Raw genomic sequence first — 14,898 nt, 5'->3', positions numbered from 1 at the left:
GGCGGCACCTTCACCATCACCAACGGCGGCATCTACGGCTCGCTGATGTCGACCCCGATCCTCAACGCGCCGCAATCGGGCATCCTCGGGATGCACCGCATCGAGGAGCGCCCGGTGGTCCGCAACGGCAAGATCGAGGCGCGGCCGATGATGTATCTCGCCCTCTCCTACGATCACCGCATCGTCGACGGGAAGGAGGCCGTGACCTTCCTGGTGCGGGTGAAGGAGGCGCTGGAGGATCCGGCGCGGCTCGTCCTGGATCTGTGAGGCGCCGGCTGCGGACGACACGATCGGCATCGAGCGGGACGCGCGCGTGACCGATGCCGACGATCGCGATCATCGAGGGCGTGCGGATCACGATCTATCTCAAGGATCACCTGCCGCCCCACCTCCATGCAATCTTTTCGGGGCAGGAGGCGCAGATCTCGATCGCGACGGGCATGGTGCTCAACGGGAGCCTGCCACGCGCGAAACTGAAGGCCGTCCAGGCCTGGCTCGCGGTAAACCGCGAGCAGGTTTCCTACATCTGGCGAGAGATCCGGGCGGGCCGCAACGACGGAGGCATGATCGAATGAAGCAGTCTCGCATCGCATCCGTCGAACCGCTCGATTACCCAACCGTTCGCGTGATCTTTGAAGACGGCCTGAGCGGCGTGCTCGATCTGTCTGAAATGATCGCGCGGCGTCCGATCTTCGGCCCGCTCAAGGACGAAGCGTATTTCAAGACCGTCGCCGTGGGCGAGGGCGGGCATACCTTCGGCTGGAACCTGGGCGATCCCGGTCACGAGATCGACTTCTGCCCGGATGCGACGCGCATCCAGGTCGAAACCGCGATCGTCGAGGCGATGGCCGATCGGTTCGAAGCGACGCGGGCGGCGGCCGAATGACGGACGTCTTTCAAACGCCTGGGGCGCCGCATAGTCCGCATGGCGCCGTCGCGGTCGTCACCGGCGGCGGCCGCGGCATCGGCCGTGCGGTATCCCTGCTCGCGGCGCGGCACGGCTATCGCGTCTGCCTGAGCTACGTCTCCGACGCGGCCGCGGCCGCCTCGGTGGTCGCGGCGATCGAAGCCGAGGGCGGCCAGGCCGTCGCGGTGCGCTGCGACGTGGCGGAGGAGGCCGACGTGATCGCCCTGTTCGCGGCGGCCGACCGTCTCGGCACCGTCACGGCGCTGGTCAACAATGCCGGGGTGATCGATCTCTCCGCGCCCGTGTCCGAGATGAGCGCCGCCCGGCTCCACCGGATGATGGCGACCAACGTCGTCGGCAGCTTCCTCTGCGCCCGCGAGGCGGTGCGGCGGATGTCGACGAAGCAGGGCGGCCGGGGCGGGGCCGTCGTCAACGTCTCGTCGATCGCGGCGCGCCTCGGCGGGGCCGGGCAGTTCGTCGACTACGCCGCCTCGAAGGGAGCGATCGACAGCTTCACGATCGGCCTCGCCCGCGAGGTGGCCGATGCTGGCATCCGGGTGAACGCCGTGGCGCCCGGCATCATCGACACCGAGATCCATGCCAGCGGCGGCACGCCCAACAAGGTGGCGGCGATGGGACCGGGCGTGCCGATGAGGCGCGCCGGCACCGCCGACGAAGTCGCCGCCCCGGTGCTCTGGCTGCTCTCCGACGAGGCGGCCTACACCACCGGCGCCATCCTCGACGTCTCGGGCGGTCGGTGATCCCCGGCGACGAATGAATCCGGCGGCGACCCGCCACGGCGGTCGCCGCACGCGCATGCAGGAACGAACAGAACCATGAGCACCTACGATCTCGTCGTCATCGGCACCGGCCCCGGCGGCTATGTCTGCGCCATCCGCGCCGCGCAGCTGGGCCTGCGCACCGCCGTCGTCGAGAAGCGCGCGACCCATGGCGGCACCTGCCTGAACGTCGGCTGCATCCCGTCGAAGGCGCTGCTGCACGCCTCCGAGGCGTTCGAGGAGGCGACCAAGCACTTCCCCGATCTCGGCATTGAGGTCGGCACGCCGAAGCTCGACCTCGCCAAGATGCAGGGGTTCAAGCAGAGCGGCGTCGACGGCAACACCAAGGGCGTCGAGTTCCTGCTGAAGAAGAACAAGGTCGACACCATCCGCGGCACCGGAAGGATCGCCGGCGCCGGCCGCGTCGAGGTCACGTCGGAGGACGGCGGAAACCAGATGCTGGAGACCAAGAACATCGTCATCGCCACCGGCTCGGACGTGACGCGCCTGCCCGGCGTCGAGATCGACGAGAAGACCGTGGTCTCCTCTACCGGCGCGCTCGAGCTCGCGGCGGTGCCGAAGAAGCTCCTGGTGATCGGCGCGGGCGTGATCGGCCTCGAGCTCGGCTCGGTCTGGCGCCGGCTCGGGGCCGAGGTCACCGTGGTCGAGTATCTCGACCGGGTGCTGCCGGGGATGGACGGCGAGGTCGGCAAGCAGTTCCAGCGGATCATGTCCAAGCAGGGCATCGCCTTCAAGCTCTCGACCAAGGTCACCGGCGTGGCGACCGGCGCGGGCGGCGCGACCGTCACCGTCGAGCCGGCGGCGGGCGGCGAATCCGAGACGCTTCAGGCCGACGTGGTGCTCGTGGCGATCGGGCGGGTGCCCTACACCGAGGGGCTCGGCCTCGAGGGCGTCGGCGTCGGGCTCGACAACAAGGGCCGGATCCAGACCGACAGCCACTACGCCACCAACGTCACCGGCATCTACGCGATCGGCGACGTGATCGCCGGGCCGATGCTCGCGCACAAGGCCGAGGACGAGGGCGTCGCGGTGGCCGAGATCCTGGCCGGCCAGTCCGGCCACGTGAACTACGCGGTGATCCCGAACGTGGTCTACACCTATCCGGAGGTCGCCTCGGTGGGGAAGACCGAAGAGGAGCTGAAGAAGGACGGCATCGCCTACAACGCGGGCAAGTTCCCCTTCACCGCCAACGGCCGGGCCAAGGCCAACGGCACCACCGAGGGCTTCGTGAAGGTGCTGGCCGACGCCGCGAGCGACCGGGTGCTCGGCGTCCACATCGTCGGCGCCGATGCCGGCAACCTCATCGCCGAGGTGGCGGTGGCGATGGAGTTCGGGGCGTCGGCCGAGGACATCGCCCGCACCTGCCACGCCCACCCGACCCTGACGGAAGCGGTGAAGGAGGCCGCGCTCGCGGTCGGGAAGCGCGCGATCCACGTCTGAGGACGCGGCCGCGCCCGTCGCTCAGGCCGAGCGGCGGGCCGGGGCGAGGGCGGCGATGCGCAGGAGGGCGGTCGGGGCCGGCGGCGCGGTGATCGCGTTCAGCAGGTACGGCCGCCGCAGACCGAGCGCGTGGTGGAGCGTGAGGTCGATGTCGCGGGCGTGGAACGGCATCTTCAGGACGAAGGTGGCGCCGAAGTAGCGGGCGGCCTGGGCGATCGGCTCGGGATCGCCGCTGGTCAGCATCGTGAGGCGCGTCGTCAGGTTCAGGGTCTGAACCTGGCAGGCGAGCTCGAGGCCGTCGGTCCCGTTGAGCTTCACGTCGACGAAGGCGAGCGGGTAGGCGTCGGTCTTCAGGAGCTTCAGGGCGTGCCGGCCGCAATCCGTCTCGTCGATCTCGAGGGCGAAGCCGCTGCGCGCCAGCACCCGCCCGATCGCCGCGCGCGCCGCGTCCGACGAGGAGGCGAGCAGGATGCGCGTCGGCTGCCGGCGCCGGGTGTCGGCGTGCAGCAGGCTCTCGATGTGGGCGGTGTCGAGGGGCACCTTCAGCACCTCGTAGGCGCCGAGCGAGACCGCGAGTTCCTGCCACTGCGCGAAGACGCGGGCGGCGATCAGCACGAGGCAGGGCAGAGTGGCGCCGCGCTTGCGCGCCACCGCCACCGCCTCCGGGCCGCTCACGCCTTCGAGCTGGAGGCCGACGAAGGCCAGGGCCGGCTTGTGCGCGAGGGCGAGATCGATCAGCGCCTCGCCCGAGGCCGTTTGCACGATCACGGCCCTGGGATCGAAGTGCGATACCACCGTGGCGAGTTCGGCCCGGCGTCCCGCGTCGCGATCGGCGATGAGGACGGTGCCGGCTTGCGGGGGCCGGACCGCGCTTCCGATATCGGCGTGTTCGCCCGCCATGGTTCCTGTCCAGTCCGATCCTATGACAAGAGAAATAGCGCTCAAATCTCTCGGCAAGCTTAATGGCTGGCCGAACCGGCTATTTGCTCTGTCTAGTGTGTCAACGTGTCATCTCAATGCACGTCGCGTGTCACGCCCCCGTCGGCACGGCACGGCCGGCGCGCGGATGGGTGGCGTCGAAGGCGCTCATCAGGCGGGCCGCGTCGACCTTGGTGTAGAGCTGCGTCGTCGAGAGCGAGGCGTGGCCGAGCAGCTCCTGGATCGCGCGCAGCTCGCCCTGCCGCGCCAGGAGATGCGTCGCGAAGGAGTGCCGCAGGGCGTGCGGCGTGGCGCTGTCGGGCAGCCCGAGGGCGCCGCGGGCGCGGGCGACGACGTACTGGATGATCCGCGGCGAGAGCGGGCCGCCGCGGGCGCCGACGAAGAGCGGGCCCTCCGGCGGCAGCGGGTGCGGGCAGGCGGCGAGGTAGGCGGCGACCGCCTCGGCCACCACCGGCAGCACCGGGACCATCCGCTGCTTCGCGCCCTTGCCCAGCACCGTCACCGCGTCGATGCCGGGCACCGGGGCATCGCGCCGCGCCAGCCCCAGCGCCTCCGAGATGCGCAGGCCCGCGCCGTACAGCAGCGCGAGCACCGCCGCGTCGCGCAGCAGAATCCAAAGGTCGCGGTCCTCGTCGGCGCGCAGCGACACGTCGGTGAGGGCGCGGGCGGCCGCCACCGGCAGCGGACGCGGCAGGCGCCGCTCCACCTTGGGCGAGCGCACGGCGCCGAGCGCCGCCACGGTGCCGTGACCCTCGCGCTCGAGGTGCTTGGCGAAGGAGCGCAGGCCGGCCAGGGCCCGCATCAGCGAGCGGCCGCCGACCTCGTCGGCCCGCCGCGCGGCCATGAAGGCGCGGACGTCGCGCGGCTTCAGCGCGACGATCGCGGGGATCGTCGGCGTGCCGGTGCGGGCGTCGAGATGGGCGAGGAACTGGCGCAGATCGCGCTCGTAGGCCTCCACCGTGTTGGCGGACATCCGCCGCTCGGCCGCGAGGCTGAGGCCCCAGGCGCGGGCGGCGGCAAGGAGGGCGGCATCGCCCGGCATCGTGGGAAGGACGGAGCCCGACGCGGGAGCGGAAGTCAGCATCGGGTCTTCCTCGCGGAGCGCGCCCGCGTCGAGCGCGCGAGCCGGTCACTGGACGCCTGCGCGGTTGCCCGGCGGTTAACGGGTCTTCTCGATCCCCATCGCCTTGATGCGCGAGGCCAACGTCGTCGGGCGCAGCCCCATGAGCTCGGCGGCGCCGCCAGGGCCGAACACCTTGCCGCCGGTGAGCGAAAGGGCGGCGGCGATCTCGGCGCGGTCGCGGGCGCGGCGGTCGGCCTCCGTCGGCGGCCGGTCGGCGGGAAGCGCCGGCGGCGTCGCGTCGACGGGGCCCGCGGGATCGGGCCGTTCGGCTTCGAACCGTTCGGATTCGGGCAGGTCGAAGCGCAGGCGGCCGCGGACGGCGAGGATGGCGGCGCGCTCGATCACGTTCTCCAGCTCGCGCACGTTGCCGGGCCAGGCGTAGCGGGCAAGCCGGCGCACGTCGCCCTCGGTCAGCCGCGGCTCGGGGATGTTCAGGCGGCGTGCGGCCCCCGTCAGGACGTGCTGGGCGATCGGCGCGATGTCCTCGGGGCGCTCGCGGAGCGGGCTCGCGGCCAGCGGGAAGACGTTGAGGCGGAAGTACAGGTCCTCGCGGAACCGGCCGCGTCGCACCTCCTCCCGCAGGTCGCGGTTGGTGGCGGCGACGAGGCGGATGTCGACGGCGCGCGTGCGCTCCTCGCCGACGCGCTCGAACGAGCGCTCCTGCAGCACCCGCAGCAGCTTGCCCTGGAGATCGAGCGGGATCTCGCCGACCTCGTCGAGGAACAGCGTGCCGCCGTCGGCGAGCTCGAAGCGCCCGACGCGATCACGCAGCGCACCGGTGAACGCGCCGCGGGCATGGCCGAAGAACTCGCTCTCGAACAGCTCGCGCGGCACCGCGGCGCAGTTCACGCGGATCATCGGCCGGTCGCGCCGCCGGCTGGCCTCGTGGATCGCGCGGGCGATCAGCTCCTTGCCGGTGCCGGACTCGCCGGTGATCAGCACGGTGGCGTCGGTGCCGGCCACGAGGTCGATCTGGCGCAACGTCGCCGCGATGGCGGGGGATCGGCCGATGATGCCCTGGTGGTGGCGCTCCAGCCGGATTTCCTCCTTCAGGTAGGCGTTCTCCAGCTCCAGCCGCTCGCGCAGGGAATCGACCTCGGCGAGCGCGCTGCGCAGCCGTTCCTCGGCCTCGCGCCGCTGGCTGATGTCGCGGAACACGATGACGGCGCCGAGCAGACGCCCGCGATCCCGGATCGGCGTCGAGGTGTACGCGACCGGGAACGCGGTGCCGTCGCGCCGCCAGAACACCTCGTCGTCGACCTGGCGCACCGCGCCGTCGCGGAAGGCCGCGTAGATCGGGCAGTCGCGGTGCGGGTAATGCGCGCCGTCGGAGCGGGTGTGGTGCACGGTGGCGTGCATGTCCTTGCCGACGAGGTCGGCGGCCCGCCAGCCGAGCATGCGCTCGGCGGCCGGGTTGACGAAGGTGGTCGCCCCATCGGCGTTGACGCCGTAGATGCCCTCGCCGGCGGCCCGCAGGATCAGCTGGTTCCCGCGCTCGATGTCGCGGAAGATGCGCTCCATCCGCTGCCACTCGGCGATGCCGGCGCGCATGTGGTCGTCGGCCTGCCCGTCGACCGCCCGCCGACGGCGCGCCTCGAGATCGGAGAGCGTCAGGAGAAGCCGCGGCGGGTCGCCCGCGAGCGGGCTCGCGGCGTATTCGAGGCGCAGCCCGCGGCCGTCCGCGTGGCGCGGCTCCAGCGTCCGCGACCACCATTGCCCCTTGGCGAAGGCGCCCTGCGTGAACACCACCAGCGCGGGCCGCTGGCCCGGATGCAGCGCGCTCGCCGTGATCCTGCGGAGCGCCGCGCGGTCGTAGCCGAGCAGGCGCGCCGCGGCCGGGTTGGCATCGACGATCCGGTCGGCCTCGGGCTCCAGCACCAGCATCGCCTCCCGGTGCTGCTCGAAGACCGGCCCGAAATCCTCGATCATGTCGGCCCCGACGCACCCGTCTCGCTACGAGACTTCGTGGTCATACCACGAGATCTCGTCGGGCACGAGATCTCGTAGCTGATGATCCTCAGGCCAAGTCGCTGTTCCCGCGGCGGTTCTTCGCAACGACCCAGCTGGCACATCGCTTGCGCAAGCCTCGCTCGAGCGCGCCCCGCCGGCAGACCACGCGGCGGGGCGCGACCGATCTCACAACCTGCCGGAGTGCCGACCATGAAGCGCGAAGACCTCACCGAGAAGCTCCTCGACATCAAGCGCGACAAGGGCTGGACCTGGAAGTACATCCAGGACGAGATCGGCGGCCTCTCGCCGATCCTGATCACCGCCGCCTGCATGGGCCAGATGAAGCTGCCGAAGGCGCAGGCCGCCAAGGCCGCCGCGCTGTTCGGGCTCAACGAATCCGAGGAGCGGATGCTCAACGAGGCGCCCTATCGCGGCTCGATCCCGTCGATGCCGCCGACCGATCCGCTGATCTACCGCTTCTACGAGCTGGTGATGGTCTACGGCACCACCTTCAAGGAACTGATCCAGGAGGAGTTCGGCGACGGCATCATGTCGGCGATCGACTTCAACATGACCATGGAGCGCGAGGCCAACAACAAGGGCGACCGCGTGAAGCTCGGCATGTCCGGCAAGTTCCTGCCGTACAAGTATTACGGCAGCGAGGACGGCGTGCCGGAATACGGCTTCAAGGAGGGCTGAGCCGGGCCGGGCGAGGCGGCGGCCGCCGCCCCTTGCCGCTTCGGCCGGTTTCCACCGAAGCTGCGGCGGCTCGGGCGACGGCGGACGGCTCGCTCATGGGGGGCGGAACGGGGCAGCGAGGGGGACGACGTGGCGACGGACGAGGGGACGGCGCACCCGCGCAACCCGGTGCTCGACGAGCTGGCGGCGGCGCTCGGCATTCCGACGGCGGCGTTCTTCGCCACGCTCGACGAAGGGGATCGGATCGCCGAGAGCCTCACCCTGCTGCGCCTGTGGGCCACCCTCGATCAGCCCGGGCAGCGTCGGGAGCTTCTGGACCACCTCCGCCGGATGATCGACGGGCCGCCGCCCGGCTGAGCCGGGCGGGCGCGCCTTTGCGCTCCGGGAGGATCAGTCGGCGTGATGCTCGGCGATGTAGCGCCCGAGCGCCCCGGCCGCGTTGAGCATGTGCGCCCGCATGCGCCGTGCCGCCGCCTCGCCGTCGCCCTCGGCGATCGCGGCCAGGATCGCGCCGTGCTCGGCGTGGGAGCGGCGGATGCGGTCGCCCTGGCGCAGCTGCGTACGGCGGAAGGCCGAGAGCCGGGTGCGGATCGCCAGCGCCTGCTCGGCCAGGAACCCGTTGTGGGTGGCCGCGTAGAGCCCTTCGTGGAACTGGCGGTTCAGGCCGTCGTAGGCGTCGAGGTCGCCGCCCTCGACCGCCGCGCCCGAGCGCCGGTGCAGCTCCATCAGGGCGCTGAGCTCGAGCGGGCGCATGCGGTGGGTGGCGAGCCGCACGCACAAAGCCTCGATCTCGGCGGTGGCCTCGAACATGTCCATGATCCGCTCGGGCGTCATCCGGGCGACGACCATGCCGCGGCGCGGGCGCTGCTCCACGAGGCCGCCGAAGGCGAGCTGGCGCAGGGCCTCCCGCACGGGGGTGCGCGAGGCGCCGAAGCGGTCGGCCAGCGTCTGCTCGTCCAGGGTCGTGCCGGCGGCGAGCTCGCCCGCCGCGATCGCATCCGTGAGCGCGTCGCGGATGCGATCGGAGATCAGCGCCCGCTCCTCGGTCTCGTGGCCCGCGTCCATGGCTCTCCCGCCCCGCGAAGCCGGGCTCAGCCGACGATCGCCCGCACCGTCAGGAACAGCACCGACGGGCCGACGAGGCAGCCGATGCCGGTGTGGAAGGTCGCGGTCAACGCGCCGTAGGGCACGAGCTTGGGATCGGTGGCGGCCAGGCCGCCGGCCACCCCGCTGACCGTGCCCATCAGCCCGCCATAGGCCATGGCCGAGCGCGGGTTGTCGAGGCCGATCAGCTTGGCGACGAGGGGCGTGCCGACCATCACGCCCACCGCCTTGGTCACGCCGGTGGCGATCGAGAGCGCCATCACCGTCGAGTCGGCGCCGAGCGCCGCGCCGGTGACCGGGCCGACGATGTAGGTGATCGCGCCCGCGCCGATCGTCGTGATCGAGACCGCGTCGTGGTAGCCGAAGGCGACCGCGGTCAGCGTGCCGACGAGGAAGGGCAGCAGCGTGCCGAGCGCCAGCGCCAGCACGCCGACGAGGCCGGCCCGGCGCGCCTCGATCACGTCGACCTCGAAGGCGGTGGCGACGATGGCGAAATCGCGCAGCATGGCCCCGCCCATCAGCCCGATCCCGGCCAGCGCCGGGATGTCGGCCAGGCCCTTCTTGCCGCCGGTGAGCACGCCGCCGAGATAGGCGAGCACCAGGCCGAGCACGATGGCGATGGCCGAGCCGTGCACCCGCCCGTTGGTGAGCCGCCGCGCGGCGACGTTCGAGACCAGGATCAGCGCCCCGACGACGGCGAAGGCCGCAACCAGGCTCTGCTCGACGAAGACGTGCTCAAGGCCGTGCCACAGGCCGCTCATCGCGTCCGCCCCGCCGGGATCGCCGCGGCGTCGGCCTGCGCTGCCTCGGGTTCGCCGCCGATGACGGCGCCGCCGTGCTCGACCTCCGGACCGCCCGGGTCGCGGCCGCCGATGCGGCTGAGCAGCGCCACCGCGGCGAAGCAGATCGCCAGGGAGCCGAAGGCGGCGGTGATCACGATCGGGCCGCCGCTCACCGCGGCGACGACGTTCTGCTGGGCGGCCATCGCGACGACGATGGGAATGTACATGCCGCCCCAGAACTCGACGCCGAACTTGACGTTCTTGCTCAGGCGGCCGTGGCGCATCAGCCAGACGCGGGCGGCGATCAGCAGGATCATGGCGATGCCGACCCCGCCGACATTGGCCTTCACGCCGAGCGCGATCCCGAGGAGATCGCCGAGATACACGCCGATCAGCGTGCAGGCGGCGAGCAGCGCGACGCCGGCGATGATCATGGCCGCAGCCTCCCGTGCGGGGCACTCCCGATCGGGCCGGGCGATGGTCGAGGAGGCGCGATGGCACGGGGCATCTGGCGTATCCGTCCCGATTTCGTGATTCGTCTTCGTTGCCACTGAGTATGCAAAATATTGACAGATCGGCAAGCTGGTATACGATCATGTGATCGAACGGATCATTCGCATACGAATTGCTGTGTCTGACCCGCGATCGCATGCCGACAGCGTGCGGGCGGATCGACGGTTTGGGGATCGGGATGACGGACTGGCGCAGGCAGAGGACGGCGCGGGATGCGCGGATCGCGGCCGGCCGCGCCCACGCCGACGGCAAGGTCGTCGCGGCCGCCGACGTAGTCGACCTGCTCGAAGCCGTCCTGCGCCCGGGCGACCGCGTCTGCCTCGAAGGCGACAACCAGAAGCAGGCCGACTGCCTGGCGCGCGGGCTGAGCGCCTGCGACCCGGACAAGGTGCACGGCCTGCACATGGTCCAGTCCGGCATCGTGCTGCCGGAGCATCTCGACGTGTTCGAGACCGGCATCGCCAAGCGCCTCGACTACTCGTATTCCGGCCCGCAGGGCGCCCGCATCGCCAAGATGCTCTACGGCGGGCAGATCGAGCTCGGGGCGGTGCACACCTACCTCGAGCTGTTCGCGCGCTACTTCATCGACCTCACGCCGAACGTCGCGCTGATCGCCGGCGTCTCGGCCGACCGGGCCGGCAACCTCTATACCGGCCCCAACACCGAGGACACGCCGACGGTGGTCGAGGCCACCGCGTTCAAGAACGGCGTGGTGATCGCGCAGGTGAACCAGATCGTCGAGACGGTGCCGCGGGTCGACATCCCCGGCGACCGGATCGACTTCGTGGTCGAGGCCGACACGCCGTTCTACGTCGAGCCGCTGTTCACCCGCGACCCGGCCGCCGTCACCGAGACGCAGATCCTGATGGCGATGATGGCCATCAAGGGAATCTACGCCGAGTACGGCATCCGCCGGCTCAACCACGGCATCGGCTTCGGCACCGCGGCGATCGAGCTGCTGCTGCCGACCTATGGCGAGCGGCTCGGGCTGAAGGGCCGGATCGCCACCAACTGGGCGCTGAACCCGCACCCGACGCTGATCCCGGCGATCGAGGCGGGCTGGGTCGAGCAGGTGCACTGCTTCGGCTCGGAAGTCGGCATGGACCGCTACATCGCCGCGCGGCCGGACATCTTCTTCACCGGCGCCGACGGCTCGCTGCGCTCGAACCGCGCCTTCTGCCAGACGGCGGGGCTCTACGCCTGCGACCTTTTCATCGGCTCGACCCTGCAGATCGACCTCATGGGCCACTCCTCGACCGTGACGACGAACCGCGTGGCGGGCTTCGGCGGCGCGCCGAACATGGGCTCGGACCCGCACGGCCGCCGCCACCCGTCCGACACCTGGATGAAGGCCGGGCGCGAGGCGCAGCAGACCGGCGACCCGGCGCTGATGCGCGGGCGCAAGCTCGTGGTGCAGCTCGTCGAGACCTTCGGCGACGGGCTCGTGCCCGCCTTCGTCGAGCACCTCGACGCCCTCGAGCTCGCCCGGACGATCGGCCTCGAGCTCGCGCCGGTGATGGTCTACGCCGACGACGTCACCCACATCGTCACCGAGGAGGGCATTGCCAACCTCCTGCTCTGCCGCAACGCGGACGAGCGCGAGCAGGCGATCCGCGGCGTGGCCGGCTACACCGAGGTCGGGCGCGGCCGCGACAAGGCCAAGGTCGAGCACCTGCGCGCCCGGGGCATCGTCCGCCGCCCGGAGGATCTCGGGATCGAGCCGCTCGACGCCGACCGCAGCCTGCTCGCGGCGAAGTCGATCAAGGACCTCGTGCACTGGTCGGGCGGCCTGTACGAGCCGCCGGCCCGGTTCCGGAACTGGTGAGATGATCGGGCTGACGGAGCAGGCGCGGGACGCGGTACGCGACCCCCTCTCGCGTTCGGGAGAGGGGACCCGCGATCCCGCCGGATGGCATTGGGCGCAGGAGGACGATGTCACATGGAAACGATGACCTTCCGCCACACCACGAAAGGACCGCTCGCCGGCACCAAGCCGCAGGCGATCACCGGCGTCGTCGCGTCCGGCAACCTCGAGGTGCTGCTGGAGCGCGTGCTGCCGCCGGACCAATGCACCATCGAGATCGCGACGCCGGTCGTCGGCTACGGCGACGTCTGGGAGGCGGTGGCGGCCGACTTCGTGGCGCGGGCCCAGCCCGGCGGCCTGCGCATCGCGATCAACGACGGGGGCGCCCGGCCCGACACCGTGTCGCTGCGCCTGCTCCAGGGCGCGCGCCTGATGGAGACCGGCCGATGAGCTTGAGCTGGTACGAGGCCAGTGCCCGGCAGCGCGTCGCCGCGCTCGTCGACGCGGAAAGCTTCGAAGAGTTCGTCGGCCCGGAGCAGCGGGCGATGAGCCCCCACCTGCCGCTGTTCGACCTGCCCCGCGCCTTCGACGACGGCATCGTCATCGGCCGGGGCAGGCTCGACGGCCGCACGGTCTACCTCGCCGCCCAGGAGGGCCGCTTCATGGGCGGCGCCTTCGGCGAGGTGCACGGCGCCAAGCTCGTCGGGCTTTTACGCGCCGCGGTCACCGAGACGCCGGAGGCCGTGCTGATCCTGTTCGACACCGGCGGCGTCCGCCTGCAGGAGGCCAATGCGGGCGAGACCGCCATCGCCGAGACCATGCGCGCCATCGCCGATCTGCGCCGCGCCGGCATCCCGGTGGTCGGGCTCGTCGGCGGCCGCGCCGGCTGCTTCGGCGGCGGCGGCCTGATCGCCGGAACCTGCTCGCGCCTCGCGGTCTCGGAGGGCGGGCGCATCTCGGTCTCCGGCCCGGAGGTGATCGAGACCAACAAGGGCGCCGAGGAATTCGACTCGAAGGACCGCGCCCTGGTCTGGCGCACTATGGGCGGCAAGCACCGGCGCCTCGCCGGCGGCGCCGACCGATTCTGCGACGACACCGTGGAGGCGTTTCGCGCCGCCGCCCTCGACCTGATCGGCCGGGCGCCGGCCTTCGACCTCGCGACGCTCGAAGCGGAGCAGGCGCGGCTCGAAGACCGCATCGCGCGCTTCGGCGATTGCCGCGACGCCACCGAGATCTGGGCGCGCCTCGGCGTCAACGACCCGGCCGGCGTGCCGGCCCTGTCGGCGGCCGACTTCGACGGCCTCGTCGCCGGGCTCGAGGGGACGACACATGACGCTCGCTGAGATCCTGGCCTCGCTCTTCCCCGACGGCCACGCGGTCGCCGTCGCCGACGGTCTGATCACCGGCCGCGGGCCGCTCGACGGCCGCGACCTCGCGGTGGTCGGCGTCGACGGCGACACGCCGCTCGGGATCGAGGGCGCGCTGGCCCTTTCAGCCGCGGTGCTGGCGACGGTGCGGGCCGGCGGCGCCACGCCGATCCTCGTGCTGGTCGATTCCGACAGCCAGCGCATGAGCCGGCGCGACGAGCTTCTGGGGCTGAACGAGTGCCTGGCCCACCTCGCCAAGGCGCTGCTGCTGGCGGATGCGCAGGGCCACCCGACGATCGGCCTGATCTACGGCCACTCGGCCGCCGGCGCCTTCATCGCCACCGCCCTCGCGACGCGGGTGCTGGTCGCGCTGCCCGGGGCCAACCCGAGCGTGATGGACCTGCCCTCCGTCGCCCGCGTCACCAAGCTGCCGCTGGAGAAGCTCGAGGCGATGGCGAAATCCACCCCCGTCTTCGCGCCCGGCCTCGACAACATGGTCCAGGCCGGCGCGGTGCAGGCGGTGCTCGATCCCGCCAAGCCCCTCCGGCCGCAGATCGCGGCCCTGATCGGCGAGCCGCCCTCGCACGACGCTCGCGACGCCCTCGGCAAGGATCGCGGCGGTCGTCCCGTCGCCCACGACATCGCCGCGCGGGTGGTCGACGCGGCGCGCGCGTGACGACGCTTCGCCGCCACGACCTGTTCGTGGTGGCGCCCGAGGCCTGGGACCGGCTGCTCGCCGGGCGCTCCGACCTCGACGGCGTGCCGCATGTCGCGGCCTGGGCCGCCAACGGCTGGCCGGTGATCGTGCGGCGCCGTCATCCGAACGAGGGCGACCATCTGCCCGCCGGGCTGCCCCTGCCGCCGGCCGCCGGCAAGCGCCGCATCGGCCTCGCGGTGCCGTGGGCCGACGCCACGCCGTCCCCTCCGGTGACCCTCGCCGCCGCGCGCCCATCCGCGCCGCCGGCCTGGCACCTCGCCATCGACGCGGTGCTGGCGCTGGCCGCCGAATACGGCGTCGTCCCGCAGGTGTTCGGCGGCCTGCTGTGGGAAAGCCTGACCGGCCTCGCCTACCTCTCCACGACCTCGGACCTCGACCTGCTCTGGCCGGCCACCGTGACGCACCGCCTCCTCGACAGCCTCGCCGCGATCGAGGCGGGCGCCCCAATGCGCCTCGACGGCGAAGTCGTCCTGCCGGACGGCGCCGGGGTGAACTGGCGCGAACTCCGCGACGCCCCGCCCGGCGGATCGGTGCTGGCCAAGGGGCTCGATCGGGTGGCGCTGGTTCCTGCGAGCTTGGACCGGTGAGGCCGAAGGATCGAGCCTTCAGCCGATCCCGTCCACCATCCTCATCCTGAGGTGCCGCAGCGAAGCGGAGGCCTCGAAGGAGGCTTCCAGCTTGCGCGCGATTCCCGGAGGGCTCCTTCGAGGCCCGCTGGCGCGGGCGCCTCAGGATGAGGGAGTGGGATGGAG

General features: G+C 71.9%; 18 protein-coding genes. 12 read left to right on the top strand and 6 right to left on the bottom strand.

The features are described 5' to 3' along the window. The 5 genes from MKK55_RS05245 to lpdA all read left to right on the top strand — a co-directional run. On the top strand, positions 1–267 hold a 267-nt coding region (locus MKK55_RS05245), incomplete at its 5' end, for a 2-oxo acid dehydrogenase subunit E2 (protein ID WP_243933606.1). A gap of 53 nt (positions 268–320) precedes the next feature. After that, on the top strand, positions 321–575 hold the full coding sequence (locus MKK55_RS05240; protein ID WP_243933604.1) for a DUF4160 domain-containing protein: 255 nt from the start codon (positions 321–323) through the stop codon (positions 573–575). After that, entirely contained in the window at positions 572–886 is a 315-nt protein-coding gene (locus MKK55_RS05235) for a DUF2442 domain-containing protein (protein WP_243933602.1), read from the top strand. The genes MKK55_RS05240 and MKK55_RS05235 overlap by 4 nt, the downstream gene beginning before the upstream one ends. Further along, complete coding sequence (locus tag MKK55_RS05230; protein WP_243933600.1) at positions 883–1,668, top strand: SDR family oxidoreductase; 786 nt, start codon at positions 883–885, stop codon at positions 1,666–1,668. Before MKK55_RS05235 ends, MKK55_RS05230 begins: the two co-directional genes overlap by 4 nt. 75 nt (positions 1,669–1,743) lie before the next feature. Beyond that, positions 1,744–3,147, top strand: a complete 1,404-nt coding sequence (gene lpdA, locus MKK55_RS05225) for a dihydrolipoyl dehydrogenase (protein ID WP_147728742.1) — start codon at positions 1,744–1,746, stop codon at positions 3,145–3,147. Between the two features lie 21 nt (positions 3,148–3,168). On the opposite strand, the gene MKK55_RS05220 is transcribed toward lpdA, so the two are convergent. From MKK55_RS05220 to MKK55_RS05210, 3 genes are all read right to left on the bottom strand, one after another. After that, positions 3,169–4,047, bottom strand: coding sequence for a response regulator (locus tag MKK55_RS05220; protein WP_243933599.1), 879 nt, complete (start codon positions 4,045–4,047; stop codon positions 3,169–3,171). Positions 4,048–4,177: 130 nt separating this feature from the next. Beyond that, positions 4,178–5,170 (bottom strand): tyrosine recombinase XerC, encoded by a 993-nt coding sequence (locus MKK55_RS05215; RefSeq protein ID WP_409566020.1) that lies wholly within the window; start codon positions 5,168–5,170, stop codon positions 4,178–4,180. A gap of 75 nt (positions 5,171–5,245) precedes the next feature. Further along, on the bottom strand, positions 5,246–7,138 hold the full coding sequence (locus tag MKK55_RS05210; RefSeq protein WP_243933598.1) for a sigma 54-interacting transcriptional regulator: 1,893 nt from the start codon (positions 7,136–7,138) through the stop codon (positions 5,246–5,248). 231 nt (positions 7,139–7,369) lie between these two features. Here MKK55_RS05210 and cynS point away from each other — a divergent pair, with 231 nt between their 5' ends. Then, positions 7,370–7,858 (top strand): cyanase, encoded by a 489-nt coding sequence (gene cynS, locus MKK55_RS05205; RefSeq protein ID WP_243933597.1) that lies wholly within the window; start codon positions 7,370–7,372, stop codon positions 7,856–7,858. 129 nt (positions 7,859–7,987) lie between these two features. Continuing rightward, positions 7,988–8,215: a hypothetical protein gene (locus MKK55_RS05200; RefSeq protein ID WP_243933596.1), complete on the top strand. Its 228-nt coding sequence runs from the start codon at positions 7,988–7,990 to the stop codon at positions 8,213–8,215. A gap of 33 nt (positions 8,216–8,248) precedes the next feature. Here the strand turns inward: MKK55_RS05200 and MKK55_RS05195 are convergent, their stop codons facing one another. The 3 genes from MKK55_RS05195 to madL are packed head-to-tail and all read right to left on the bottom strand — an operon-like array spanning position 8,249 to position 10,178. Then, positions 8,249–8,923 carry a GntR family transcriptional regulator gene (locus MKK55_RS05195; protein ID WP_147844029.1) on the bottom strand — a complete coding sequence of 225 codons (675 nt, stop codon included), beginning with the start codon at positions 8,921–8,923 and terminating at the stop codon, positions 8,249–8,251. 26 nt (positions 8,924–8,949) lie between these two features. After that, on the bottom strand, positions 8,950–9,714 hold the full coding sequence (gene madM, locus MKK55_RS05190) for a malonate transporter subunit MadM (RefSeq protein WP_243933609.1): 765 nt from the start codon (positions 9,712–9,714) through the stop codon (positions 8,950–8,952). Between the two features lie 5 nt (positions 9,715–9,719). Beyond that, on the bottom strand, positions 9,720–10,178 hold the full coding sequence (gene madL / locus MKK55_RS05185; RefSeq protein WP_243933595.1) for a malonate transporter subunit MadL: 459 nt from the start codon (positions 10,176–10,178) through the stop codon (positions 9,720–9,722). Between the two features lie 257 nt (positions 10,179–10,435). Here madL and mdcA point away from each other — a divergent pair, with 257 nt between their 5' ends. From mdcA to mdcG, 5 genes are all read left to right on the top strand, one after another. Beyond that, positions 10,436–12,082, top strand: a complete 1,647-nt coding sequence (mdcA, locus tag MKK55_RS05180) for a malonate decarboxylase subunit alpha (RefSeq protein WP_243933594.1) — start codon at positions 10,436–10,438, stop codon at positions 12,080–12,082. A 114-nt stretch (positions 12,083–12,196) separates the two neighbouring features. After that, positions 12,197–12,511, top strand: coding sequence for a malonate decarboxylase acyl carrier protein (gene mdcC, locus MKK55_RS05175; RefSeq protein WP_147726513.1), 315 nt, complete (start codon positions 12,197–12,199; stop codon positions 12,509–12,511). Further along, a complete protein-coding gene (locus MKK55_RS05170; protein ID WP_243933593.1) occupies positions 12,508–13,404 on the top strand; it encodes a biotin-independent malonate decarboxylase subunit beta in 897 nt (298 codons plus the stop codon). The genes mdcC and MKK55_RS05170 overlap by 4 nt, the downstream gene beginning before the upstream one ends. Continuing rightward, entirely contained in the window at positions 13,391–14,104 is a 714-nt protein-coding gene (gene mdcE, locus MKK55_RS05165; RefSeq protein WP_243933591.1) for a biotin-independent malonate decarboxylase subunit gamma, read from the top strand. The genes MKK55_RS05170 and mdcE overlap by 14 nt, the downstream gene beginning before the upstream one ends. Next, a complete protein-coding gene (gene mdcG / locus MKK55_RS05160; RefSeq protein WP_243933589.1) occupies positions 14,101–14,733 on the top strand; it encodes a malonate decarboxylase holo-[acyl-carrier-protein] synthase in 633 nt (210 codons plus the stop codon). The genes mdcE and mdcG overlap by 4 nt, the downstream gene beginning before the upstream one ends. The last annotated feature ends 165 nt before the right edge of the window (positions 14,734–14,898 follow it).

Source organism: Methylobacterium sp. J-059 (assembly GCF_022829485.1).
In the GTDB taxonomy this organism is placed as follows: domain Bacteria; phylum Pseudomonadota; class Alphaproteobacteria; order Rhizobiales; family Beijerinckiaceae; genus Methylobacterium.
Note: the sequence above shows the minus strand (reverse complement) of the source record. Positions and strands in the feature narration are given on the sequence as shown.